General features: G+C 63.7%; 22 protein-coding genes and 3 tRNA genes. 5 read left to right on the top strand and 20 right to left on the bottom strand.

Annotated features, from left to right (window positions below):
• Positions 1 to 50 precede the first annotated feature (50 nt).
• A tRNA-Leu gene (locus METUNV2_RS0107985) sits at positions 51 to 135 on the top strand.
• A 115-nt stretch (positions 136 to 250) separates the two neighbouring features.
• On the opposite strand, the gene METUNV2_RS0107980 is transcribed toward METUNV2_RS0107985, so the two are convergent.
• The 16 genes from METUNV2_RS0107980 to ndk form a co-directional block, all read right to left on the bottom strand.
• The gene (locus METUNV2_RS0107980; RefSeq protein WP_018228952.1) at positions 251 to 1,555 is read right to left on the bottom strand and encodes an adenylosuccinate synthase; all 1,305 of its coding nucleotides are present in this window, start codon (positions 1,553 to 1,555) and stop codon (positions 251 to 253) included.
• A gap of 2 nt (positions 1,556 to 1,557) precedes the next feature.
• Entirely contained in the window at positions 1,558 to 2,730 is a 1,173-nt protein-coding gene (locus METUNV2_RS0107975; protein WP_018228951.1) for an ATP phosphoribosyltransferase regulatory subunit, read from the bottom strand.
• Positions 2,730 to 2,915 carry a DUF2065 domain-containing protein gene (locus tag METUNV2_RS0107970; RefSeq protein WP_008058985.1) on the bottom strand — a complete coding sequence of 62 codons (186 nt, stop codon included), beginning with the start codon at positions 2,913 to 2,915 and terminating at the stop codon, positions 2,730 to 2,732. The genes METUNV2_RS0107975 and METUNV2_RS0107970 overlap by 1 nt, the downstream gene beginning before the upstream one ends.
• Before the next feature lie 105 nt (positions 2,916 to 3,020).
• Entirely contained in the window at positions 3,021 to 3,902 is an 882-nt protein-coding gene (hflC, locus tag METUNV2_RS0107965) for a protease modulator HflC (RefSeq protein ID WP_018228949.1), read from the bottom strand.
• Positions 3,902 to 5,113 carry an FtsH protease activity modulator HflK gene (gene hflK / locus METUNV2_RS0107960; RefSeq protein WP_018228948.1) on the bottom strand — a complete coding sequence of 404 codons (1,212 nt, stop codon included), beginning with the start codon at positions 5,111 to 5,113 and terminating at the stop codon, positions 3,902 to 3,904. Before hflK ends, hflC begins: the two co-directional genes overlap by 1 nt.
• A gap of 20 nt (positions 5,114 to 5,133) precedes the next feature.
• Positions 5,134 to 6,399, bottom strand: coding sequence for a GTPase HflX (hflX, locus tag METUNV2_RS0107955; protein ID WP_018228947.1), 1,266 nt, complete (start codon positions 6,397 to 6,399; stop codon positions 5,134 to 5,136).
• A 36-nt stretch (positions 6,400 to 6,435) separates the two neighbouring features.
• Positions 6,436 to 6,675: an RNA chaperone Hfq gene (gene hfq, locus METUNV2_RS0107950; protein ID WP_008058977.1), complete on the bottom strand. Its 240-nt coding sequence runs from the start codon at positions 6,673 to 6,675 to the stop codon at positions 6,436 to 6,438.
• Between the two features lie 102 nt (positions 6,676 to 6,777).
• Entirely contained in the window at positions 6,778 to 8,106 is a 1,329-nt protein-coding gene (gene der / locus METUNV2_RS0107945) for a ribosome biogenesis GTPase Der (RefSeq protein WP_026187979.1), read from the bottom strand.
• A gap of 9 nt (positions 8,107 to 8,115) precedes the next feature.
• Positions 8,116 to 9,261 carry an outer membrane protein assembly factor BamB gene (gene bamB, locus METUNV2_RS0107940; RefSeq protein ID WP_018228944.1) on the bottom strand — a complete coding sequence of 382 codons (1,146 nt, stop codon included), beginning with the start codon at positions 9,259 to 9,261 and terminating at the stop codon, positions 8,116 to 8,118.
• Positions 9,258 to 9,932, bottom strand: coding sequence for a YfgM family protein (locus METUNV2_RS0107935; protein WP_018228943.1), 675 nt, complete (start codon positions 9,930 to 9,932; stop codon positions 9,258 to 9,260). Before METUNV2_RS0107935 ends, bamB begins: the two co-directional genes overlap by 4 nt.
• Positions 9,933 to 9,959: 27 nt before the next feature.
• Positions 9,960 to 11,273: a histidine--tRNA ligase gene (gene hisS / locus METUNV2_RS0107930; protein ID WP_026187978.1), complete on the bottom strand. Its 1,314-nt coding sequence runs from the start codon at positions 11,271 to 11,273 to the stop codon at positions 9,960 to 9,962.
• 10 nt (positions 11,274 to 11,283) lie between these two features.
• On the bottom strand, positions 11,284 to 12,537 hold the full coding sequence (ispG, locus tag METUNV2_RS0107925) for a flavodoxin-dependent (E)-4-hydroxy-3-methylbut-2-enyl-diphosphate synthase (RefSeq protein WP_026187977.1): 1,254 nt from the start codon (positions 12,535 to 12,537) through the stop codon (positions 11,284 to 11,286).
• Positions 12,537 to 13,433 carry a RodZ domain-containing protein gene (locus METUNV2_RS0107920; RefSeq protein ID WP_018228940.1) on the bottom strand — a complete coding sequence of 299 codons (897 nt, stop codon included), beginning with the start codon at positions 13,431 to 13,433 and terminating at the stop codon, positions 12,537 to 12,539. Before METUNV2_RS0107920 ends, ispG begins: the two co-directional genes overlap by 1 nt.
• The gene (gene pilW / locus METUNV2_RS0107915; protein ID WP_018228939.1) at positions 13,433 to 14,266 is read right to left on the bottom strand and encodes a type IV pilus biogenesis/stability protein PilW; all 834 of its coding nucleotides are present in this window, start codon (positions 14,264 to 14,266) and stop codon (positions 13,433 to 13,435) included. Before pilW ends, METUNV2_RS0107920 begins: the two co-directional genes overlap by 1 nt.
• Positions 14,263 to 15,372 carry a 23S rRNA (adenine(2503)-C(2))-methyltransferase RlmN gene (gene rlmN, locus METUNV2_RS0107910; protein ID WP_018228938.1) on the bottom strand — a complete coding sequence of 370 codons (1,110 nt, stop codon included), beginning with the start codon at positions 15,370 to 15,372 and terminating at the stop codon, positions 14,263 to 14,265. The genes pilW and rlmN overlap by 4 nt, the downstream gene beginning before the upstream one ends.
• 10 nt (positions 15,373 to 15,382) lie before the next feature.
• Entirely contained in the window at positions 15,383 to 15,808 is a 426-nt protein-coding gene (gene ndk, locus METUNV2_RS0107905; protein ID WP_018228937.1) for a nucleoside-diphosphate kinase, read from the bottom strand.
• A 221-nt stretch (positions 15,809 to 16,029) separates the two neighbouring features.
• On the opposite strand from ndk, the gene METUNV2_RS0107900 reads away from it, so the two are divergent.
• From METUNV2_RS0107900 to METUNV2_RS0107890, 3 genes are read left to right on the top strand one after another with little or no spacing between them, the layout of a single operon-like run.
• Positions 16,030 to 16,575, top strand: a complete 546-nt coding sequence (locus METUNV2_RS0107900; RefSeq protein WP_018228936.1) for a GbsR/MarR family transcriptional regulator — start codon at positions 16,030 to 16,032, stop codon at positions 16,573 to 16,575.
• Positions 16,576 to 16,584: 9 nt separating this feature from the next.
• A complete protein-coding gene (locus tag METUNV2_RS0107895; protein WP_018228935.1) occupies positions 16,585 to 17,970 on the top strand; it encodes a cytochrome ubiquinol oxidase subunit I in 1,386 nt (461 codons plus the stop codon).
• Positions 17,967 to 18,962 carry a cytochrome d ubiquinol oxidase subunit II gene (locus tag METUNV2_RS0107890; RefSeq protein WP_018228934.1) on the top strand — a complete coding sequence of 332 codons (996 nt, stop codon included), beginning with the start codon at positions 17,967 to 17,969 and terminating at the stop codon, positions 18,960 to 18,962. The genes METUNV2_RS0107895 and METUNV2_RS0107890 overlap by 4 nt, the downstream gene beginning before the upstream one ends.
• A gap of 66 nt (positions 18,963 to 19,028) precedes the next feature.
• On the opposite strand, the gene METUNV2_RS18995 is transcribed toward METUNV2_RS0107890, so the two are convergent.
• The 4 genes from METUNV2_RS18995 to METUNV2_RS0107865 form a co-directional block, all read right to left on the bottom strand.
• Positions 19,029 to 19,409, bottom strand: a complete 381-nt coding sequence (locus METUNV2_RS18995) for a hypothetical protein (RefSeq protein WP_018228933.1) — start codon at positions 19,407 to 19,409, stop codon at positions 19,029 to 19,031.
• Between the two features lie 825 nt (positions 19,410 to 20,234).
• Positions 20,235 to 20,311: transfer RNA gene (locus tag METUNV2_RS0107875), tRNA-Arg, on the bottom strand.
• A 68-nt stretch (positions 20,312 to 20,379) separates the two neighbouring features.
• Positions 20,380 to 20,473, bottom strand: a tRNA-Ser gene (locus METUNV2_RS0107870).
• A gap of 83 nt (positions 20,474 to 20,556) precedes the next feature.
• The gene (locus METUNV2_RS0107865) at positions 20,557 to 21,795 is read right to left on the bottom strand and encodes an aspartate kinase (RefSeq protein ID WP_018228932.1); all 1,239 of its coding nucleotides are present in this window, start codon (positions 21,793 to 21,795) and stop codon (positions 20,557 to 20,559) included.
• Between the two features lie 327 nt (positions 21,796 to 22,122).
• Here METUNV2_RS0107865 and METUNV2_RS0107860 point away from each other — a divergent pair, with 327 nt between their 5' ends.
• Positions 22,123 to 22,416, top strand: a complete 294-nt coding sequence (locus METUNV2_RS0107860) for a helix-turn-helix domain-containing protein (protein WP_008058942.1) — start codon at positions 22,123 to 22,125, stop codon at positions 22,414 to 22,416.
• The last annotated feature ends 96 nt before the right edge of the window (positions 22,417 to 22,512 follow it).

Here is a 22,512-nt window from a genome sequence, read left to right as displayed (position 1 = left end):
TCGTTTTCTCTTGACAATCGTAGAGCCTAGTATAAAATGCGCAGCCTCTAGCCCAGGTGGCGAAATTGGTAGACGCGCTAGTTTCAGGTACTAGTGCCGCAAGGTGTGGAGGTTCGAGTCCTCTCCTGGGCACCAAACAAGCCAGCAGAAAAGCCGACAGAAATGTCGGCTTTTTTGTTTTCTGCTGCCGCCAGAACAAATAAAACCGCGCGCCCCTTGCAGGGCGCGCGGCACGTGTGAAGCGCAACGCTCACGCGAACGGATGGCGCAGCACGATGGTTTCTTCACGATCGGGACCGGTGGAAATCATGTCCACCGGCACTTCGCACAGTGCCTCGATGCGTGCGATGTAGGCACGTGCATTCGCCGGCAGATCATCCACCCGCTTCGCACCCACCGTGGTTTCGCTCCAGCCGGGCATCGTTTCGTAGATCGGCTCGCAGGCACCGACGCGCTCGGAACCCAGCGGCAGCAGATCGGATACTTCGCCATTGACGCGGTAGCCGGTGCAGATCTGCAGTTCGTCGATGCCGTCCAGCACGTCGAGCTTGGTCAGGCACAGGCCGGTCACGCCATTGATCTGGATCGAGCGACGCAGCGCGGCGGCATCAAACCAGCCGCAGCGACGGACACGACCGGTCACCGTGCCACGCTCGTGGCCCACGGTAGACAGGTGGTAACCCACCGAACCTTCTTCCTCGATCGGCAGCTCGCTCGGGAACGGGCCTGAACCGACCCGGGTCGTGTAGGCCTTGGTGATGCCCAGCACGTAGTGCAGCATGCCGGGCCCGACACCGGCGCCCGCGCTGGCCGCACCGGCCACGCAGTTGCTCGACGTGACGTACGGATAGGTGCCGTGATCGACGTCCAGCAGCGTGCCCTGCGCACCTTCGAACAGCAGGTTGTCGCCGCGCTTGTGGGCCGCATGCAGCAGCGCCGACACGTCGGCCACCATGGGCTTGAGCTTCGGCGCCAGCGCCAGCGCTTCGTCCAGGGTCTGCTGGTAGTCTACCGGCTTGGCGCCGAGCTGCTTTTCCAGCATGAAGTTGTGGAAATCCATCACCTCGCGCAGCTTGTCGGCAAAGCGCTCCGGCTGGAACAGGTCGAACACGCGCAGCGCACGGCGCGCCACCTTGTCTTCGTAGGCCGGGCCGATGCCCTTGCCGGTGGTGCCGATCTTGGCGCCGCCGCGCGCTTCCTCGCGCGCCAGGTCGACCGCACTGTGGATCGGCAGGATGAGCGGACAGCCTTCGCTCACCTTCAGGCGCGACCGCACTTCGATGCCACCCGCTTCCAGCTTGTCGATTTCCGACAGCAGATGGGACGCCGACAGCACCACGCCATTGCCGATGTAGCAGGCCACGCCGTCGCGCATGATGCCGGACGGGATCAGGTTAAGCGCGTACTTCTGCCCCTTGATCACCAGCGTGTGACCGGCGTTGTGACCGCCCTGGAAACGGACGACGCCTTGCGCGTGATCGGTCAGCCAATCGACGACCTTGCCCTTGCCCTCGTCGCCCCACTGGCTGCCGATGACCACCACGTTCTTTGCCATGCTCAAACCTTTCTTTCGAGCGGCTTCACCTGCCACTCACCTTCAACGAATACCAGCTGGCGACTGCATGCCAGTTCCTGCATATCTTCATCGTGGCCAGGCAGCGCCGTAATCACGATTTCGCCTTCGGCACGCAGTGCAGCAACCCGCGCGCGCAAGACCGCATCACAGTTCGATGGCGCGAGGATGCCGGTGCGCGACTCGAGCGCCGGTGCAAGCTGTGCCAGCTGGCGCAGATCCAGACTGAAACCGGTGGCCGGGCGGGCACGGCCGAAAGCCTGCCCCACTTCGTCATAGCGACCGCCGAAGGCGATGGCCTGTGCCTGACCGGCGCAATAGGCGGCAAAGCTCACGCCGCTGTGATAATGGTAGCCGCGCAGATCGGCCAGATCGAAACCGGCCACCGCCGGATCGACCGCCGCGGCGATGTGCTCCAGCGCATCAAGTGCGGCGCGCACTTCCGGCAGATCCGGCAGCATGGCGCGGGCGCGCGACAGCACATCCGAAGTGCCATACAGCCCGGGCAGCGCCAGGAAGGCATCGCGCACCTCGGCCGGCTCATTCGCAAGCAGCTCACGCAGAGACGGCAGATCCTTGGTCTGCAGCGCGACGAACAGATCCTGCTGACCGTCCTCGCCACGCAGCGCGGGCGACTGGAGGCGCGCCGCAAGTGCGCGGAAAACGCCGACATGGCCGAAGTCGATGCGCGCCGGCTGCACGCCAGCCGCCTCGAGCGCGCGCAACAGGAGCTGCACCATTTCCAGGTCCGCCTCGATGCCGGCGTGCCCGTACAGTTCGGCGCCAAGCTGTATCGGCTCGCGGGTAGCGTTGAAGCCAGCCGGCAGCGCATGCACCACCGAACCGCAGTAGCACAGGCGCACCACGCCGTTGCGGTTGAGCAGGTGCGAATCGATGCGCGCGACCTGCGGCGTAATGTCGGCCCGCAGCCCCATGGTGCGACCCGACAGCTGATCCACCAGCTTGAAGGTGCGCAGGTCCATGTCGCGTCCACTGCCGGTGAGCAGCGACTCGATGTATTCGACCAGCGGCGGCGCCACCAGCTCGTAGCCATGCAGCGCGAACTCGTCCAGCAGTCCGCGGCGCAGATGTTCGACCTGGCGTGCCTCGGCGGGCAGCAGATCTTCGATGGATTCAGGAAGCAGCCAGCGACGCATTACTTGAACAGCGCGATCAGCGCGATACCGATGATCATTGAAGTCAGGCCGACGAAACGCAACTGGCCATCAGCCAGTTCGGTCGCCCGCCGGAAGGTGTCGCGCCACAGTCTGGGCGCGACAAAGGGGAGCACACCCTCGATCACGAGCATGAGCCCCACCGCTACGAGCAGTATTGATTCCATCAACAAAAAAGCACAGCCCGCAGAGCGGGCTGTTGCCTTCAATACGGTTCCCGAAGGAACAACCCGTGGACTATACCGCACGTCCGCGGGCCGTGCCCCGATGACTTACTTGGCTGCCGGCCGCGGCCCGCCCTTCATGTAGCGGAAGAAGTCGGCATTCGGTTCCAGCACCAGCACATCACCCTTGCTGCGGAAGCTCTTCTGGTACGCGTCCATGCTGCGGTAAAAGGCATAGAACTCGGGGTTGGCGCCGAAAGCGTCGCCATAGATGGCAGCCGCACGCCCATCGCCTTCACCCTTGATCTTCTGCGCCTCGCGATAGGCTTCGGCCACGATGACCTCACGCTGGCGGTCGGCGTCGGCACGGATCTTCTCCGCCTCGGCGGCACCCAGCGAGCGCAGTTCGTTGGCCACCCGCTTGCGCTCGGCTTCCATGCGGCGATAGACCGATTCCGACACTTCGCTCGGCAGATCGACCCGCTTCAGTCGCACGTCGACGATCTCGACGCCGATCTTGACCGCATCGACATTGGCCTTGCTGCGCATGTCTTCCATGATCTTGTCGCGCTCGCCGGACACCACTTCATGCACGGTGCGGCGGCCGAATTCCTCGCGCAGGCCGGCATTCACCGTCTGCAGCAGGCGGGTTTCGGCCAGACGTTCGTTGCCGCCCACCGACACGTAGTACTGCTTCACGTCGGTGATGCGCCATTTCACGAACAGATCGACCAGCACGTTCTTCTTTTCCGACGTGATGAAGCGCTCGGGATCGGCACTGTCCAGCGTCAGGATGCGGCGGTCGAACATGCGCACGTTCTGCACCAGCGGCCACTTGAAGTGCAGGCCCGGATCCTCGATCACCTTGCGCACTTCACCGAGCTGGAAAACGATGGCGTACTGGCGCTGATCGACCGTGAACAGCGAGGTCGAGGCGATTATCGCGGCCAGAATGAGGCCGCCCAGAATCAGCGGAAGCTTTTCCTTCATCAACGTTCTCCCCGATCGCGCGAACGCAGACCGTCACGGCCACGCGTATCGGACACCGGTGCTTCGTTCAGCGGCGGCAGGGTGACCGGCTCGGCCGGACGTGCGGCCGCAGCATCTGCCGGCCCGCCTGCGTGCTGCATCAGTTTGTCCAGCGGCAGATAGAGCAGATTGCCACTGCCCTTGGTGTCCACCATCACCTTGCTGGTGTTGGTCAGGATCTGCTGCATGGTGTCGATGTACATGCGCTGGCGCGTCACTTCCGGTGCCTTCACGTATTCGCTCAGCACCTGCTTGAAGCGGCTGGCATCACCTTCCGCGCTGGCGATGATGCGCTGCTTGTAGCCATTCGCCTCTTCGAGCAGTCGGGAAGCCGTACCCTGGGCCTTGGGCAGCACGTCGTTCTTGTACGCCTCACCTTCGTTTTTCTGACGCTCCAGATCCTGACCGGCCTTCACTGCATCGTCGAAGGCGGCCTGCACTTGCTCGGGCGGCTGTGCGTTCTGCAGCACCAGCTTGCTGATCTGTATGCCGGTCTGATAGCGGTCAAGGATCTGCTGCATGATGCGCTGTGCATCAACCGCGATCTGCTCGCGACCTTCGTACAGCACGAAGTCCATCTTGCTCTTGCCGACCACCTCGCGCATCGCGGTTTCCGCCGCGTGCACGACGGTTTCTTCCGGCAGCCGGTTCTGGAACAGATAGGGCACCGGATCGCGCAGGATGTACTGCACCGCGAACTGGATGTTGATGATGTTTTCGTCATCGGTGAGCATCAGCGCTTCGTTCAGCACCTTGTTGCGCTCGCTGCCCCGATAGCCCACCTCGACCGTGCGCACACCGGTCAGATTGACCAGCTCGTGCGAATCGATCGGATACGGCAGGCGCCACTGCAGGCCGGGCTCGGTGGTTTCGTGCAGCTTGCCGAAGCGCAGCACCACGCCGCGCTGGCTGGCATCCACGATGTAGAGGCCGCTGGCCAGCCAGACGATGAGCACCAGACCGAGAATGACGCCGATGCCGCCGCCGAACTGGCGCGCACCGACCGGCGGGCGGTTGTCACCGCCGCCGTCACCGGAGGACTTGCCGCCGAACAGCGCGGACAGTCGACGGTTGAAATCACGCCAGAGATCTTCGAGATCGGGCGGTCCCTGGTTACCGCCTTTGTTGCCATTGCCGCCCTGATTGCCCCAGCGGGGATCGTTCAGCGACATCAAGATCGCATTGAGCACGTTCAGACTGGATAGGTAAGGATGGAAGGATCATGCGGCACCTCGTCGGCGCCGGATGCACCGGCGTCGTCCGCTTCCGGTGTCGCGATGGCTCTGAGTGCGCTATCGGCCGAGGGTTCCAGCTGCAGGCCACGCGGATCGTCATTCGGCGGTCTGCGCAGCGCGGCAGCGGCTTTTTCGTCGACCAGCCGTTGCGCGACCGCCGCACGCAATCCGGCCAGACCCGCGCCGGTACGGGCACTCACGCGAGCGGTCTGGATCGTATCACAGCCCCCCGCATCGGCTCCGGGCGCCAGCGCCGGCATCAGATCTATCTTGTTCAGCACGCGTATCTGCGGCACAGCATCGGCGCCGACTTCCGCCAGCACGCGATCGACTGCCTCGATCTGCGCGTCGCGGTCGGGCGCCGAAGCATCGATCACGTGCAGCAGCAGATCGGCGCCGGCAGTTTCTTCCAGCGTGGCATGGAAGGCGGCCACCAGCGTGTGGGGCAGATCGCGAATGAAACCCACGGTGTCCGACAGCACGACCTGACCGAACTCGCCCAGATAGAGCTGGCGGGACGTCGTGTCCAGCGTGGCGAACAACTGGTCGGCCGCGTAAGTGCCGGCCTTGGTCAGCGCATTGAACAGCGTGGACTTGCCCGCATTGGTATAGCCCACCAGCGCCACCACCGGCGTGGCACGACGCTCACGCGACTTGCGGCGTACGCCGCGCTGCCGCTCGACCTTGGCCAGACGCTCCTTGAGCGCCTTCACGCGCACGCCGAGCAGCCGGCGGTCGGTTTCGAGCTGGGTTTCACCCGGGCCACGCAGACCGATGCCGCCCTTCTGCCGCTCAAGGTGAGTCCAACCACGCACCAGCCGGGTGGACAGATGTTCGAGCTGGGCCAGTTCGACCTGCAGCTTGCCTTCGTGACTGCGTGCCCTCAGCGCAAAGATGTCGAGGATGAGTGCATTGCGGTCGACCACCCGGCGCTGCAGCGCGCGTTCGAGATTGCGCTGCTGAGCCGGCGACAGTTCATGGTTGAACAGCACGATGTCGGCCTCGCCGGCATTCGCCAGATCGAGAATTTCGGCCACCTTGCCCTTGCCGGCAAAAGTGGCTGGATCCGGCGACTGCCTGCGGCCACCGACCCGTGCAACCGGTTCAGCGCCCGCGCTGCGCACCAGCAACGTGAATTCGTCGAGACGATTCTCGTAGTCGCCCGCACCCAGATCGAGCTGGACGATGACCGCGCGTTCCCCGCCCGACGGACGATCAAACATCCGCGGGGGCTTTCATGACGGAAGACCGGCGCAGGCTCAACTGCCCTCGCCCTGCTCGTGCTGGATGTTGACCGGGCGGGCCGGCACGACGGTCGAGATGGCGTGCTTGTACACCATCTGGGTCACGGTGTTCTTCAGCAGCACGACGTACTGGTCGAACGATTCGATCTGGCCCTGGAGCTTGATGCCGTTGACGAGATAGATGGCAACCGGAACGTGTTCGCGGCGCAGGGTGTTGAGGAAGGGGTCTTGTAGCATTTGCCCTTTGTTGCTCATGGGAACACCTCTTGTTTATTTGAAATTTAACTGTACTGGATTTTCTGATGCACCGCAGCTTCGGACACGGCGCGCCATGCTTTCGATCCCGTGCATGCGGACCTATTTGTCGCGCGCCGCGAACGGATTGTGCGCGGTACGGAATTGCACTCTCAGGGGCGTACCCTGAAGTTTGAATGTTTCCAGGAAGTGGCGTTCCAGGAAGCGACGGTAACTGTCTGAAACATGTTCCAGCGCAGTGCCGTGAATCACGATGACCGGCGGGTTCATGCCACCCTGGTGGGCGTAGCGCATCTTGGGCCGGAACAGGCCGTGCTTGGGGGGCGCCTGCTTCTCGACCGCCGCCTGCAGCGCGCGCGTCAGACGCGGCGTTGGCAGCTTGATCATGGCTGCGGCGTAGGCGCCATCAACCGCGCCGAAAATGCCGCTGACGCCCTGCCCTTCCAGCGCCGAAATGTAGAGCTGACGGGCAAAACCGAGGAAGCTCAGCTTGCGCGCCACTTCGCGCTTGAAGATTTCCCGGCGGTAGCTGTCGACCGCGTCCCACTTGTTGATCACCAGCACCAGCGCACGGCCGCTCTCGACGATGAAACCGCCGATGTGTGCGTCCTGATCCGACACCTCCTGGGTGGCATCCAGCACCAGAATGCAGATGTTGGACTGCTCGATCGCCTGCACCGTCTTGATGACCGAAAACTTCTCGATCGATTCGAACACCCTGCCCTTGCGGCGCAGGCCGGCGGTGTCGATCAGCGTGTATTCCTTGCCGCCGCGCTCGAACGGAATGCTGATCGCGTCGCGGGTGGTGCCGGCCTGATCAAAGGCGATCACGCGCTCTTCACCGAGCAGCGCGTTGATGAGCGTGGACTTGCCGACGTTCGGCCGGCCGGCCACCGCGATCTTCGGGCCGCGCAGATCTTCCTCGTCCTCCGGATCGAGCGGGAAGGGTGCCAGGCACTCTTCGACCAGATTGCGCACACCTTCGCCGTGGGCCGACGAAATGACGTGAATGTCACCCAGACCGAGTTCGTGGAACTCGGCGGCAACGATTTCGCGCCGCATGCCTTCGGCCTTATTGACCGCCAGCACCAGCGGCTTGCCGGCACGGCGCAGCCGGGCCGCGATTTCGCGGTCGTGCGCGGTCAGACCGGCGCGACCATCGACGATGAACACCAGCACGTCGGCTTCGGCGATCGCCTGTTCCGCCTGCTGCGCCATTTCCACCATGATGCCGTCGCGTGCGGTCGGCTCGAAGCCACCGGTATCGACCACCAGGAAAGGCCGGTCGCCCAGACGGCCGTTGCCGTAGTGACGGTCGCGCGTGAGGCCGGGGAAATCGGCCACCAGCGCATCACGCGTCTTGGTCAGACGGTTGAACAGGGTGGACTTGCCCACATTGGGGCGTCCGACGAGTACCAGAACAGGCTTCAAGAGTAATCCTCAGCGGGCGGACAGCGCGCGCACGCCGCCGGCCCGGGTCTGGGCGATGAAAGCACGGCCATAGGCCTGCATCGCCGCATCGATGCTGCTGCCGTCGCCATTCAGGCGGGCGGCGAAAGCGCCATTCTCACGCTGCAGAAGGTGCACGATACCTTCCACATCGCTCACTGCAATATAGGCGCCCACGGCCAGCGGGCGCCCGGGGCCGCGACGGCCCAGCTTGTCCTGCTTCCACAGGCTGGCTCCGGTGGCACGATCCAGCGCGTGCACCGCGCCCTTGTCGTCGCTGATGTACAGATTCTGGGTATCGACGTCGATGCCGGCGCCGCTCGAAATGTCACGCGACCACACCACGTTGCCACTGCTCAGTTCAAAGCAGGCCACCCGGCCCTGAAAGGCTGCGGCGCACACTTCGCGCCCGGCCAGCACCGGCGGACTGGTCACGTCGGCAATCCGCTCGAGTTCGGTCGCGCCTTTGGGCAGCGCGACATTCGATTCCCACATGGTCGAGCCGTTGCTGCGGTTGATCGCCACCAGCTTGCCGCCCGGGAAGCCGGCAATCACCAGCGACGGCGTGCTGATCAGGCCGGCGTGGGTGCGCAGCGTGAGCGCCGGGTTCGCGCGCTGGTAATTCCACTTGCGGGCGCCGTCGGCCGCCGCAAAAGCCTGGATGCGGCTGTCGGCGCTGCGCACGAACACCATGTCGTCCGACACTTCCGGCGGCGCCAGCACTTCGGACGTCACCGTGGCCTGCCACAAGGGCTTGCCGTCGGTGCCGAAAGCCAGCACTTCGCCCTTCTCGGTGCCGACCGCCAGCAGCTTGTCGCTGGCGCCCACGCCGCCGGACAGGCTCTTGCCGGCGTTGATCTTCCAGATCAGGCGGCCGTCGTCCAGACGTGCGATCACGCCGTCACGCGAAGCCGCGTACACGGTGCCGCCGACCACCGCCGGCACGAACACGAAGTTCTCCGACTGACCCACCCCGTAGCGCCACACGTCGGCCAGCTGGGCCGTCGGCTTGATGACGCCCAGCGGCGGCACCTTGGCCTTGCTCGAGCCGCTGAACGGATTCAGGCTGTCGAGCGAAAGCGAGGAGCAGCCCGAGCTCAGAGCGGCAACCAGAATCAGGGCCGGAAATCTTTTCACTGCTTGCCTCCGACCGCGTCGAGCTTGATTTCGACCACGCTGCGGATGCCCTGCTGGGCGATGCGAGCGGCGTCGCCGCCGGCCTTGACCGACTCATCGATCCGGGTCAATGCAGCCTGGTAGGCGGCACGCGCCTCGTCGCGCTGGTCGCGCATCAGGTGCAGGTCACCGCGCGCCTCCAGGAAGCGGGCTTCCAGCGACGCTTCGGCCTTGCCGTCGAGCAGCTTGGCGGCGTCATCGAACTTCTGTTCCTCGATCAGCACATAGGCCAGCCGCAGCCGGGCCAGATCGCGCACCACGTCTTCGGCCGCCTTGTCCTTCACCCATTCGAGCTGGGCGCGGGCGGTCTGGGTGTCGTTGTTCTCGGCGTGAATCTTGGCCGACAGCAGCGCGCCGAGCGCCGCGTACTGGGTACCCGGGAAATGTTCGGTCAGTTCGGCCGCCGCTTCGCGGGTCTTTTTCAGATCGCCGCCCAGCGCCGCCTCCTGCAGCACGTCATAGATCGCGCTGGCCTTGACCGACTGATCACGCTGGTACCAGTTCCAGCCCTGCTGGCCGATGATGACCGCAGACACCGCGATCACCAGCCAGGTGATGGCATTGCCCCACTGGTTCCACCAGGACTTGATGGCGGAAAGCTGTTCCTGTTCTTCCAGATCGAGTGCTGCCATGTTCTTGGCTCCTGCCGGTTTGACCGGTTATTGAAAGTCGGTTTGTTGAAGGGTGTCGTCTTCGTCGCTGCCGTAGCCACCGAGCAGCATGGCCGCCAGATGCTCGCCCACGTCGTCGGCACTGATGCGCATCTGCTCACCGCCACGCAGCGGCTTGAAAGTGACCTCACCCGCAGCCACCTCATCCTCACCCAGGATGAGCGCCACCATGGCACCGGAAGCGTCGGCGCGCTTCATCTGCGACTTGAAGCTGCCGCCACCGCAGTGCATCAGCGTCGCGAAGCCGCCGTCGCGCAGACGCTCGGCCAGCGCGAAGGCGGCCGCCTGTGCGCCAGTGCCCGAATGCACGATGTAGGCCTCCACCCGCTCGACCAGCGCATCGGCTTCACCCGCGTCCCACAGCGCCATCAGCCGTTCGATGCCCATTGCGAAACCGGCGGCCGGTGCAGGCTTGCCACCCAGCTGGGCGATCAGGCCGTCGTAGCGACCGCCGGCGCACACCGTGCCCTGTGCGCCAAGCTGGTCGGTCACCCACTCGAACACGGTGAGGTTGTAGTAGTCCAGCCCGCGCACCAGGCGCGGGTTGATGCGGAAGGCGATGTTGGCCGCGCGCAGCGTGTCCTGGATGGCGTTGAAGTGCGCCAGCGATTCCTCGCCCAGATAATCGGACAGCTTCGGCGCCGCTTCGACCAGCGCCTGCATGGCCGGGTTCTTGGTATCGAGAATGCGCAACGGATTGCTGTGCAGACGGCGCTTCGCGTCTTCGTCCAGCTGGTCCTGGTGCGCCTCGAAATAGGCGATCAGTTCGGCGCGGTGCTTGAGCCGCTCTTCCGGCGAACCGAGCGAATTGATTTCGAGCCGGATGCCCATCAGGCCGAGGTCGTCCCACAGGCGCTGGCACATGATGATGAGCTCGGCGTCGATGTCCGGCCCGGCATAGCCCAGCGCTTCCACGCCGACCTGATGGAACTGGCGGTAGCGGCCCTTCTGCGGACGCTCGTGGCGGAACATCGGTCCCATGTACCAGAGCTTGCGCGGGCTGTCGTACAGCAGATTGTGTTCGGTCACCGCGCGCACGCAGGAGGCGGTGCCTTCCGGGCGCAGCGTCAGGTTCTCGCCATTGAGCGCGTCTTCGAAGGAATACATTTCCTTCTCGACGATGTCGGTCACTTCACCGATCGCGCGCTTGAACAGCGGCGTGTGCTCCAGCAGTGGCATGCGGATCGGCCGGTAGCCGTAGCCGCGCAGCCAGTCGCGCACGATGGTTTCGAATGCTTCCCAGCGCTCCGCCTCGTCCGGCAGGATGTCGTTCATGCCGCGAACGGCTTGCAGTTTGCTCATTGTTCTTCGTTCAGACGCCGGTGCTGCCGGCGATTTTCTTGGTGTAGGTGCGGGCCACGTAGGCGTCGACGATGCCGCGGAACTCGGCGGCAATGTTGTCACCCTTCAGCGTGACGGTCTTCTCGCCGTCCTCGAACACCGGTGCCACAGGTGTCTCGCCGGTGCCCGGCAGCGAAATGCCGATGTTGGCGTGCTTGCTTTCGCCCGGGCCATTCACGACACAGCCCATTACGGCCAGCGTCATGCGCTCGACGCCGTCGTAATGCGTCTTCCACTCCGGCATCTTGTCGCGCACATAGGTCTGGATGTCGGCGGCCAGTTCCTGGAAGAAGGTCGAGGTGGTGCGACCGCACCCCGGGCAGGCGGCAACCATGGGCGTGAAAGCGCGCAGACCCATGGTCTGCAGCATTTCCTGGGCAACGATTACTTCTTTCGTGCGGTCGCCGTTCGGCTCCGGCGTCAGCGACACGCGGATGGTGTCGCCGATGCCCTGCTGCAGCAGCACCGACATCGCCGCGGTCGACGCCACGATACCCTTCGAACCCATGCCGGCTTCGGTCAGACCCAGGTGCAGCGGGTAATCACAGCGCTTGGCCAGTTCGGCGTAGATGGCGATCAGATCCTGCACGCCGCTCACCTTGCACGACAGGATGATCTTCTCCGGCGACAGGCCCCATTCAACCGCCTGCGCAGCACTTTCCAGCGCAGAGGTGACCATCGCTTCGCGCATCACCTCGATCGCGTCCTTGGGCTGCGCCCGGCGCGCGTTCTCGTCCATCACGCGGGCGAGCAGCGCCTGATCCAGACTGCCCCAGTTCACGCCGATGCGCACCGGCTTGTCGTAACGGCAGGCGGTTTCGATCAGCGCGGCGTACTGTTCGTCACGCTTGCTGCCCTTGCCCACATTGCCCGGATTGATGCGCAGTTTATCCAGCGCCTCGGCGCAGGCCGGATGCTCGCGCAGCAGCTTGTGACCGTTGAAATGGAAATCGCCGACCAGCGGCACATCCACATTCATTTTCAGCAGCTGCTCGCGCACCCTGGGCACGGCCGCCGCTGCTTCCATCGTATTGACCGTGATGCGCACGATTTCCGAGCCGGCCCGGGCCAGCTGCGCCACCTGGATGGCGGTGGAAATGTGGTCCTCGGTGTCGGTATTGGTCATCGACTGCACCACCACCGGCGCGGCCGAGCCGATCACCACATCGCCCACCCGCACGGTGCGGGTCAGGCGACGGACGATGGCGGAAGACGGTTCGCTCATCATTCAAGCCTCAAGCGGGCCACTTCGACCTTGATCGAAGGGGCAAGATCGTAGGGTGCGCCGTCGATGTCCATGCTCACCGACTTGGCATTGCCGATCACCAGCGACACCGGAAAAGCGGTGCTCAGGCTGCGGGTGCTGCCCGTGCGATTAAGCTCGGACAGCACGATGCGTCCCTGCGCATCGCGCATTTCAATCCATGAATCTCCGGTGAAGCGGAAAGTCAGCTGACGCTGACCGGGCACGGAGGGCGCCGCGGGAGCGGCAGGCGCGGAGACCGGCTGCGCAGCAGCAAGCGCTGCCGCATCCGGAGCCGCAGCCACCGTCTGCGCGTCGGCCGGCACGGCAACGGCCTGCGGATCAACCGGCGGCACAGGCTCGGCAGCCACCGGAGCTTCGGGCGCAGGTTCAACCGGAGGCGCCTCGACAACGACAGCCGTCGACTCGGCAGCAGAAGACTGCCTGTCTTCCGGCCAGAACTCGAACCACACATACAGTGCGACCGCAGCCAGTGCCGGCACGCTGAGCGCAAGCACCGGCAGCATCCACTTGCGGCGGGCCGACTGGCTGGGCATGGCCACACCGACATTGGCCTGTTCCACCAGCTGCGGACGCGCCCGCACTTCATGGCGATCGAGCTGAGTCAGCAGAGACTGGGCATCCAGCCCCATCAGCGATGCGTAGTTGCGGATGAAACCGCGCGCATAGGTGGCGCTGGTGAGGCGGGCATAATCATCCGCCTCGATCGCTTCGACCTGACGGGCTGTCAGCTTGATTGCGGCGCCCACCCCCTCGACCGTCATGCCGCGCGCCTCGCGCGCACGGCGCAGCTGCAGCCCGACCGACTGTTCGGCCGCGAGGTCCGCCTGTTGCGATACCGCGTTATCGCCGCTCATCAGTCGTATTTCCCCTGCATCAGGGCCTGGTGTTCCGGCGTGCCGGCGAAGCGGCGGCGCAGCTGTCCGGCGAAGCCGGCTTCCGACACCTTGTCGCCGAGCTTGCGTTCGATGCGCACCGCCAGCCACAGGCTTTCGGCCACCGGATCGCGCTGCGCATGGAAATCGCTCAGATACTTGCGCGCCTCGTAATAATTGCTCCTGCGATAGAACAGCAGTGCAATGTTGTAGAGCGCCTGCACATTGTTTGCATCGGCATTGATCGCGCGCAGGAAATTGACCTCGGCGGTCTGCAGGTCACCGCTCTGCATCGCGCACAGGCCGGCGTTGGTATACGGGCGGGTGGGTGTGGCGTACAGCGGGTTCTTGATTGCGTTGTTGAACAGCTGCATCGCGCGGGCGCTGTCGCCGTCCTGACACAGGAACCAGCCGTAATTGTTGTTGATGTCCGGATCGCTGGGCGCCAGCCGCAGCGCCTTCTCGAAATTCTCACGCGCCTGCGGACGTTCCTGCAGATAAAGGTGAGCCAGACCCATCAGGTTGTAGGCCGGGCCGTAGCTGCTGTCATCACGCACCGCCATGCGGGCCTCTTCCAGCGCGACCGCCACGTTGCCGGCTTCGAGGTAGGCCAGCCCGAGTTCGGTGTGCGATTTGGCGCGGGTGCGGGACGAACCGGTGGTGATGGTTTCCACCGGCTTGTATTCGGACACCGGCGTACTGGGCTGCTGGTTCTGTACCGCAACGCCCGGCGCGGCGGTCGGGTTGCCTGCGCACCCGCTCAGCAGCCAGGCAGCCGACAGAGCCGCCAGCGCACACGAAAACAGTCTTTTCACCGAGCGGGAACCTCCTGGAGGGGAATGGTCTTGCGGGTGCGCCGGGTCTTGTCCAGCACCTGGCCGGCAAGCTGGCCGCAGGCGGCATCGACGTCGTCGCCGCGCGTCTTGCGCGTGGTGGTGACGATGCCGGCTTCGATCAGGATTTCGGAGAAGCGGCGAATGCGCTCCTTCGACGAACGCCCGAAAGGCGCCTGCGGGAAGGGATTGAACGGAATCAGGTTGTACTTGCACGGCACCTGGCGGGCGATATCGATCAGCTGGCGCGCGTGCTCGTCGCTGTCATTCACGCCGTCGAGCATGACGTACTCGAAGGTGATGAAGTCACGCGGCGCACGGTCGAGATAGCGAACGCAGGCCGCCAGCAGTTCGCGCAACGGATACTTCTTGTTGATCGGCACCAGTTCGTCGCGCAGCGCATCGTTCGGCGCGTGCAGCGACACCGCCAGCGCCACCGGGCAGGCGTCGCGCAGGCGATCCATCGCCGGCACGATGCCCGAGGTCGACACCGTCACACGACGACGCGACAGGCCGTAGGCGTTGTCGTCCAGCATCAGCCTGAGCGCAGCCACCGTGGCGTCGAAATTGGCCAGCGGCTCACCCATGCCCATCATGACGACGTTGGAAATCACCCGTTCGCCGTCGTTCTCGCCGCCGCGTACCGCGCCGAGTGCGCGGTTGGCAAGCCAGAGCTGGCCGATGATTTCCGATACTTCGAGATTGCGGTTGAAACCCTGCTTGCCGGTCGAGCAGAAGGCGCAGTCCAGCGCACAGCCGGCCTGCGTCGAAATGCACAGCGTGCCGCGACGCTCTTCCGGAATGAACACGGTTTCCACCGCATTGCCGGCACCGACGTCGATCAGCCACTTGCGCGTACCGTCGGTGCTGGTGCTGTCACGCACCGGCACCGGGGCCTCGACGCAGGCGATCTCGACCAGCTTGGCACGCAAGGACTTGGCGACGTCGCTCATCGCGTCGAAATCGCCTTCGCCATTGCGGTGTATCCACCGCATCACCTGCCGCGCGCGGAAGGGCTTCTCGCCCAGACCCGTAAAGAAGTCGGCGAAGCCTTCAGCGTCGAACTGCAGCAGGTTGGTGCGGGTCACGCGTGTGCTCTCAGCGCGAGTAGACGTTCAGCGCCGGGAAGTAGTAGGCGATTTCGACCGCCGCAGTTTCCGGTGCGTCGGAGCCGTGCACGGCGTTGGCGTCGATCGAGTCGGCGAAGTCGGCGCGGATGGTGCCCGGAGCGGCCTTCTTCGGATCGGTGGCGCCCATCAGGTCGCGGTTCTTCAGGATGGCGCCTTCGCCTTCCAGCACCTGGATCATGACCGGGCCGGAAATCATGAAGTCGACCAGATCCTTGAAGAAGGGACGCTCGCGGTGCACGGCGTAGAAGCCCTCGGCTTCGGCACGCGACAGCTGGGTCATGCGCGAGGCGACGATCTTCAGGCCGGCGTCTTCGAAACGCTGGTAGATCTTGCCAATCACGTTCTTGGCGACGGCGTCGGGCTTGATGATCGAAAGGGTACGTTCAGCGGCCATGAAACTCTCCGAATTGATGACTGAGTGAGGAAACGGAAGGACAACCTGAGATTGTACCAATAGCGGAGCACCCCGTCAGCCCGGATGCTGCGGCGCGCAAGTACGCCACTGGCCACGCCGTTGCAGAAAATCCTGTGTTTTCCGAATTTTCAGTATTTTCTGAAATTTGATTTATATTAAGCCCTGTTCAAATACTTCTTGAAAAGGACGGGACTTCGATCATGACCCCGCTGGTACACGCCTTCGTGGCGCACTTCGGCGAAATGGGCAGTCGCTGGGGCATCAATCGCACGGTAGGCCAGATCTACGCGCTCATCTTCGTATCCCCGCGCCCGCTGTGTGCCGACGAGATTGCCGAAACCCTCTCCTATTCACGCTCCAACGTGAGCATGGGGCTCAAGGAACTGCAGTCCTGGCGGCTGGTGAAGCTGCGTCACATGCCCGGCGACCGCCGTGAGTATTTCGACGCGCCGACCGACGCCTGGGAGATTTTCCGCACGCTGGCGGAAGAACGCCGCCGGCGCGAGATGGAGCCCACGCTGTCCATGCTGCGCAGCGCGCTGCTTGAAACCCCGAGCAGCGATGAAGACCGCGTGGCGCAGGAACGCATGAAAGGCATGCACGACCTGATCGAACTGATGAGCAACTGGTTCGACGACGTACAGAGACTCGACGCCCAGACATTGGCCAAGCTGATGCGCATGGGCGCAAGAGTCCAGAAACTGCTGGAGCTGACCGGCCAGCTGAAACCCGGCACCAAGGAGTGAGACCGCATCATGGATTTTGATCCCGTCCTGCTGGCGCGCATGCAGTTCGCCGCCAACATCACCTTCCACATCCTGTTTCCGACCATTTCGATCTCGCTCGGCTGGATGCTGCTGTTCATGCGCTGGCGCTGGCTGAAGACGAATCACCGGCCCTGGCTCACCGCCTACCGCTTCTGGACCAAGGTGTTCGCACTGACTTTCGCACTGGGCGTGGTGAGCGGCATCACCATGAGCTTCCAGTTCGGCACCAACTGGCCGGGCTTCATGGAAAAGGTGGGCAATATTGCAGGCCCGCTGCTCGGCTTCGAGGTGCTGACCGCCTTCTTCCTCGAAGCCACCTTCCTCGGCGTCATGCTGTTTGGCCACGGCCGGGTGAGCGAGCGGGTGCACCTGCTGGCCACCTTTCTGGTCGCCTTCGGCACTACGATGAGCGCGTTCTGGATTCTGGTACTCAATTCCTGGATGCAGACGCCGGTGGGCTACGAAATCATCAACGGCGAGTTCCACGTGAAGAGCTGGCTGGAAATCATTTTCAATCCGTCATTCCCCTACCGCTTCACCCACATGCTGCTCGCGTCGCTGCTCACCATGGCTTTCCTGGTCGCTGGCGTGTCCGCCTGGCAGGTGCTGCGCGGCAAGGCGAACGCCTCGACGCCGCTCGCGCTGCGCGCCGGCCTCACGCTGGCGGCGCTGCTGATTCCGGTGCAGATATTCGTGGGCGACATGCACGGCCTGAACACCCTGCACCATCAGCCGCAGAAGATCGCGGCGATCGAAGGCGTGTGGCACACCGAACGCGGCGCCCCGCTGCTGCTGTTCGCGCTGCCCAACGAAGCGGAAAAGCGGAATGATCTCGCCATCGGCATCCCGAAAATGGCATCGCTCATCCTGACCCACGAATGGGACGGCGAGCTGAAGGGGCTCAACGAATTCGAGGCACATCCGCCGGTGAAACCGCTGTTCTTCAGCTTCCGCATCATGGTGGCGATCGGTTCGCTGATGCTGCTGGTGAGCTGGGTGGGCTGGTGGCTGCTGCAGCGCCGGGGCTGGCAGCCGGACCGCGCGCCGCGCTGGCTGATCGGCTCGATCGCCGCAATGACCTTTTCCGGCTGGATCGCCACCGTCGCCGGCTGGTACGTGACCGAAATCGGCCGCCAGCCCTGGATCGTGCAGGGCCTGATCAGGACCGCCGACGTGGCCTCGACCACCCCCGCACCGTACATCGCACTGACGCTGACCGGCTATCTGATCACCTATGTACTGCTGATCATCGCCTACGTGAGCGTGCTGCGCTACATGGCCGAAAAACCGTCGGACAGCTATGACCCGGTTACCAGCGGCGGTGCGCACGCGCCTCTTCCCACACAGTTTGCGAACAAGGAGACCGCAGCATGAGCTGGGCCGAATTCCTGCCTGTCATCTTCATGGGCCTGATGGGGCTCGCCATGTTCCTCTACGTCGTGCTGGACGGTTTCGACCTGGGCGTCGGCATGCTGCTGCATCGCGCGGAAGACAGCCAGAAAGACATGATGATCGCGTCGATCGGTCCATTCTGGGACGCCAACGAAACCTGGCTGGTGCTCGGTGTCGGCATCCTGCTGATCGCCTTCCCGAAAGCGCACGGCGTGGTGATGACCGCGCTCTATCTGCCGATCGCGGTCATGCTGATCGGCCTCATACTGCGCGGCGTCGCCTTCGACTTCCGGGTCAAGGCGCAGGACACGCACAAGCCGCTGTGGAATTTCGTGTTCTTCGCTGGCTCGACCGTCACGTCCATCGCCCAGGGCTGGATGCTCGGCCGCTTCATCACGGGCTTTGCCGACGGTTTCGCCTATTCGCTGTTCGCACTGGCCATCGCCCTCGCCCTGCCCTGCGCCTATGTACTGATGGGCGCCGCCTGGCTGGTGCTGAAAACCGAAGGCGACCTGCAGCAGCGCGCCGCACACTGGGGCCGTGCAGCCCTGGTGCCGGTGGTGGTCGGCATGAGCCTCATTTCCATCGCCACGCCGTGGGTGAGCGAAACCGTGGCCGGACGCTGGTTCAGCCTGCCGCAGTTCATCGGCCTGCTGCCCATCCCGTTCGCCACCTTCGCCTGTTTCGTCGCGCTGCGCTGGACACTGAGCGGCCAGCGCGCACTGGGCACGCTGTGCTGGCTGCCCTTCATACTGACCGTGGGCGTGTTCCTGATGGGCGGTCTGGGTCTGGCCTACAGCCTCTACCCCTATGTCGTGATGGACCGCATCACCATCTGGCAGGCAGCCAGCGCCACCGAGGCGCTGAACCTCATTCTCGCCGGCTGCATCATCACGGTGCCCGCCATCCTGGCCTACACGCTGTTCGCGCATCGCGTGTTCTGGGGCAAGGCAACCGAACTGCGCTACGGCTGAAAGAAAAACGCCCCGCCGTTGCAGGCGGGGCGTTTTCTGTAGGACGTGGGGATGTCACGCTGGCATTCAGTACGCCGGAAACACCCAGACCTCTTCACCGTAGTCGAACATCAGCACCACTTCCGCCTCGGCGCAGCGCTCCGCCACCGTAAGCACCTCCCTCCAGCCGACAAACCTGCGCGCGCCGTCAACCGAAGCGCACCAGAGCCAGCCCTCCGACTTCTGCGCCACATCGCACTCACCCAGAAAGAAATCCCCTCCCGATTTCTGTATGCCGAAGCCCAGATAGATCGCGTGCGCCGGCACGCCCAGTTTCATCTTCAACCAGTCCACCGGACGGATGGACAGCTCCTCTTCCTGCGCCTCCTCTCGTGGAAGCTCTTCTTTTCTGACCACTGTTTCCTCCCTGACAGAAGCCGCGCCGTCATCGTGTAACGACTTTGTCATACTACAGAGATCAAGGGATTCAGCGAAGCACCGCGGCTGCACAGGCCTGGAGGCCGCGCAAAGCGGTGCGCGCCCTGGCGCTTTGCCTCTGCAAGCCGGTGATTCACGCACCATGGTTCAGGCTTGTTGCAACAAAGAGCTGGAAACCTTCTTTCGGAGCGGAAAGCAGGCGGGTATCCGGCCACTCACGCCGAGCACCGGCACCCACCATTGACCCCGCCGAATGCCGCGGCCGGCGCCCGAGAATCCGGCACGCCCCTCGTGACATATGCACCTGCCATCAATCCACCGCACAGGCATCCGGTCCGTCACGATGCAAGCTCGCGGGCGCTCGGGGCTCCGCTTCAGGGACGACGGCATCCACATCCAGCAACACGAGAAGTCGAAGACGACAGGCAAGCGAACGATCTGCGAATGGACGCCAGACCTGTGCACCGTGGAGAAGGAAGCGGTCGAGACGCGGCCAGCGCACACTCCCGACCACGTGTTTGCAGCCAGCTTGGCTGCAGCCCACTTCGACGAGGAATCCGGTGAGGCCCACGAACGGGACTTCATGCGGCAGCGCTTCATGGAACACGCACTCGCCGAACCACGCGTGCGAAGTGCGTATCGCGCGCTGCCAGCCTGGAGCATGCCCATGCGGTGCCCTCGCACGTCGATTCATGCACGACGAACGCGATCTACCGCCGGAAGTCGGGGACGGCAAAAGCGCTGGATGGAGTGGGTTTAGGCGAAGGGGAATAACACAGCGGTGCTTGAATGGCACCGGAAAAGAAAAAGGCCAGTCGGATGACTGGCCTATCTCTTTGTTTCTCTGCGATGATTTGGCGCGCCCGGAGCGATTCGAACGCCCGACCCCTTGGTTCGTAGCCAAGTACTCTATCCAGCTGAGCTACGGGCGCGCTGCAGAGAGGCAAAACTATAGCACACTTTTTCAACACTGCAACCATTTTTTAATACATGGTTGCTTTGGCGGAGAAGGAGGGATTCGAACCCTCGATACAGGTTTTGGCCCGTATGCTCCCTTAGCAGGGGAGTGCCTTCGACCTCTCGGCCACCTCTCCGTTTACCGCGTGCTGCAAAAGCGCGCGAACTATACCGGTAAGCCCCGCTCCGGTCAAATCCGCGTGCAACTTATTCCAGCCGATTACTGCGCCGGCTGGTCCAGTTCGAATGCGCGGTGCAGCACACGCACGGCCAGTTCGAGATACTTCTCGTCCAGCACCACCGACACCTTGATTTCGGAGGTCGAAATCATCTGGATATTGATGCCCTCTTCCGCCAGCGTGCGGAACATCTTGCTGGCCACGCCCGGGTGCGAGCGCATGCCGACACCGACCGCGGACACCTTGCAGATCTTGTTGTCGCCGGTGATCTCGCGGGCGCCGATGTGCTGGCGCACGCTTTCCAGGATACCCATCGCCTTGGCGAACTCGCCGCGATTCACGGTGAAGGAGAAATCGGTCGAACCGTCGTGGCCGACGTTCTGGATGATCATGTCGACATCGATGTTGGCGTCGGCGATCGGGCCCAGGATCTGGTAAGCGATGCCCGGACGGTCGGGCACGCCCAGCACGGTCAGTTTGGCTTCGTCGCGGTTGAAGGCGATGCCGGAGATGATGGGTTGTTCCATATTGACGTCTTCCTCGACAGTAATCAGCGTACCCGGGCCTTCATGACCCTCGTCCTCGAAACTGGACAGCACGCGCAGCTTGACCTTGTACTTGCCTGCAAATTCGACCGAACGGATCTGCAGCACCTTGGAACCGAGGCTGGCCATTTCCAGCATTTCCTCGAAGGTGATGCGGTCCAGACGGCGCGCCTCGGGCACGATGCGCGGGTCGGTGGTGTACACACCATCGACGTCGGTATAGATCTGGCACTCATCGGCGCCCAGCGCGGCGGCGAGTGCGACACCCGTGGTGTCCGAGCCGCCGCGGCCCAGCGTGGTGATGTTGCCGTTCTCGTCCACGCCCTGGAAACCGGCCACCACGATCACGTGGCCTTCATCCAGATCGCGCTTGATGTTCTGTTCGTCGATCGACAGGATGCGCGCCTTGGTGTGCGCGTCATCGGTCAGGATGCGCACCTGGCCGCCGGTGTAGCTGCGCGCCTTCAGGCCGAGATCCTTGAGCGCCATGGCCAGCAGGCCGATGGTGACCTGCTCGCCGGTCGAGGCGATCACGTCGAGTTCGCGCGGATCGGGCGTCGGCGAAATTTCCTTCGCCAGGCCCAGCAGGCGATTGGTTTCGCCGCTCATGGCCGACACGACGATGACCATCTTGTGGCCGCGCGCGACATAGCCGGCGACCCGGCGGGCAACGCTCTTGATGCGGTCAGGCTTGCCGACCGAGGTGCCGCCGTATTTCTGGACGATGAGTGCCATCTGTACTTCCGGGACGTTGTACGAAAACCCGTAATTGTATCCGATCCGTCCGCAGTGAAAATTCCCCTGCGGAAACAGCAACCGGACGAGCCGGGATCAACCGTGGAACCGATGCATTCAACCCCGCCTCTTCACCCTATGATCATGCTTGCAAACATATGCAAACCTGTTTTGAACAGGACGTTGTGATCATTTATACTGGGTTTTGTCTATAACTTAAGTTATAGGCACGGGAGTACGCAGAGATGCGGACTTGACGCAGCCGGCAACCGGATTTCAAAGGCCCGGCGCGGTCGTCCGGTATTCAACTCATCAAGGACAACGAGCATGAAAGCAAGCGACAACATCGATGCACGCGAAATTCGCAAGAAGCTGGGCATGAACCAGTCGCAGTTCTGGTCGCGCCTCGGCGTGACGCAGAGCGGCGGTTCCCGCTACGAAAGCGGCCGCAACATGCCCAAGCCGGTTCAGGCCCTGCTGCGCCTGGTGCACGTCGAACAGATCGACATCAGCAAGATCCGCCGCGAGGACATGGAAGTGATCGAGTACCTGCGTGCGACCGATCCCGACGCGTTCAAGCGCCTGAAAAAGGAAGCTCGCGCGCACCGCAAGGCCGGCTGATTGCCGCTTTCCGGAGCGCCCGCGAAAGAAGGGGGAAGGCATTGCCTTCCCCTTTTGCTTTTCACGCCGAGCGTTTCACACCGGACATTCCAGGCG

The sequence above is a fragment of the Methyloversatilis universalis EHg5 genome (assembly GCF_000378945.1).
Classification (GTDB): Bacteria; Pseudomonadota; Gammaproteobacteria; order Burkholderiales; family Rhodocyclaceae; genus Methyloversatilis; species Methyloversatilis universalis_A.
Note: the sequence above shows the minus strand (reverse complement) of the source record. Positions and strands in the feature narration are given on the sequence as shown.

Excerpts from the sequence above, each read along its gene's own strand:
- METUNV2_RS0107860 (WP_008058942.1), top strand. The coding sequence starts at position 22,123 with ATGAAAGCAAGCGACAACATCGATGCACGCGAAATTCGCAAGAAGCTG.
- METUNV2_RS18995 (WP_018228933.1), bottom strand. The coding sequence starts at position 19,409 with ATGACAAAGTCGTTACACGATGACGGCGCGGCTTCTGTCAGGGAGGAA.
- ndk (WP_018228937.1), bottom strand. The coding sequence starts at position 15,808 with ATGGCCGCTGAACGTACCCTTTCGATCATCAAGCCCGACGCCGTCGCC.
- hflK (WP_018228948.1), bottom strand. The coding sequence starts at position 5,113 with ATGTCGCTGAACGATCCCCGCTGGGGCAATCAGGGCGGCAATGGCAAC.
- METUNV2_RS0107895 (WP_018228935.1), top strand. The coding sequence starts at position 16,585 with ATGGATTTTGATCCCGTCCTGCTGGCGCGCATGCAGTTCGCCGCCAAC.
- METUNV2_RS0107970 (WP_008058985.1), bottom strand. The coding sequence starts at position 2,915 with ATGGAATCAATACTGCTCGTAGCGGTGGGGCTCATGCTCGTGATCGAG.
- METUNV2_RS0107900 (WP_018228936.1), top strand. The coding sequence starts at position 16,030 with ATGACCCCGCTGGTACACGCCTTCGTGGCGCACTTCGGCGAAATGGGC.
- METUNV2_RS0107890 (WP_018228934.1), top strand. The coding sequence starts at position 17,967 with ATGAGCTGGGCCGAATTCCTGCCTGTCATCTTCATGGGCCTGATGGGG.
- METUNV2_RS0107975 (WP_018228951.1), bottom strand. The coding sequence starts at position 2,730 with ATGCGTCGCTGGCTGCTTCCTGAATCCATCGAAGATCTGCTGCCCGCC.
- METUNV2_RS0107920 (WP_018228940.1), bottom strand. The coding sequence starts at position 13,433 with ATGAGCGGCGATAACGCGGTATCGCAACAGGCGGACCTCGCGGCCGAA.
- hflX (WP_018228947.1), bottom strand. The coding sequence starts at position 6,399 with ATGTTTGATCGTCCGTCGGGCGGGGAACGCGCGGTCATCGTCCAGCTC.
- hflC (WP_018228949.1), bottom strand. The coding sequence starts at position 3,902 with ATGAAGGAAAAGCTTCCGCTGATTCTGGGCGGCCTCATTCTGGCCGCG.
- METUNV2_RS0107865 (WP_018228932.1), bottom strand. The coding sequence starts at position 21,795 with ATGGCACTCATCGTCCAGAAATACGGCGGCACCTCGGTCGGCAAGCCT.
- METUNV2_RS0107980 (WP_018228952.1), bottom strand. The coding sequence starts at position 1,555 with ATGGCAAAGAACGTGGTGGTCATCGGCAGCCAGTGGGGCGACGAGGGC.
- hfq (WP_008058977.1), bottom strand. The coding sequence starts at position 6,675 with ATGAGCAACAAAGGGCAAATGCTACAAGACCCCTTCCTCAACACCCTG.
- hisS (WP_026187978.1), bottom strand. The coding sequence starts at position 11,273 with ATGAGCAAACTGCAAGCCGTTCGCGGCATGAACGACATCCTGCCGGAC.
- ispG (WP_026187977.1), bottom strand. The coding sequence starts at position 12,537 with ATGAGCGAACCGTCTTCCGCCATCGTCCGTCGCCTGACCCGCACCGTG.
- METUNV2_RS0107935 (WP_018228943.1), bottom strand. The coding sequence starts at position 9,932 with ATGGCAGCACTCGATCTGGAAGAACAGGAACAGCTTTCCGCCATCAAG.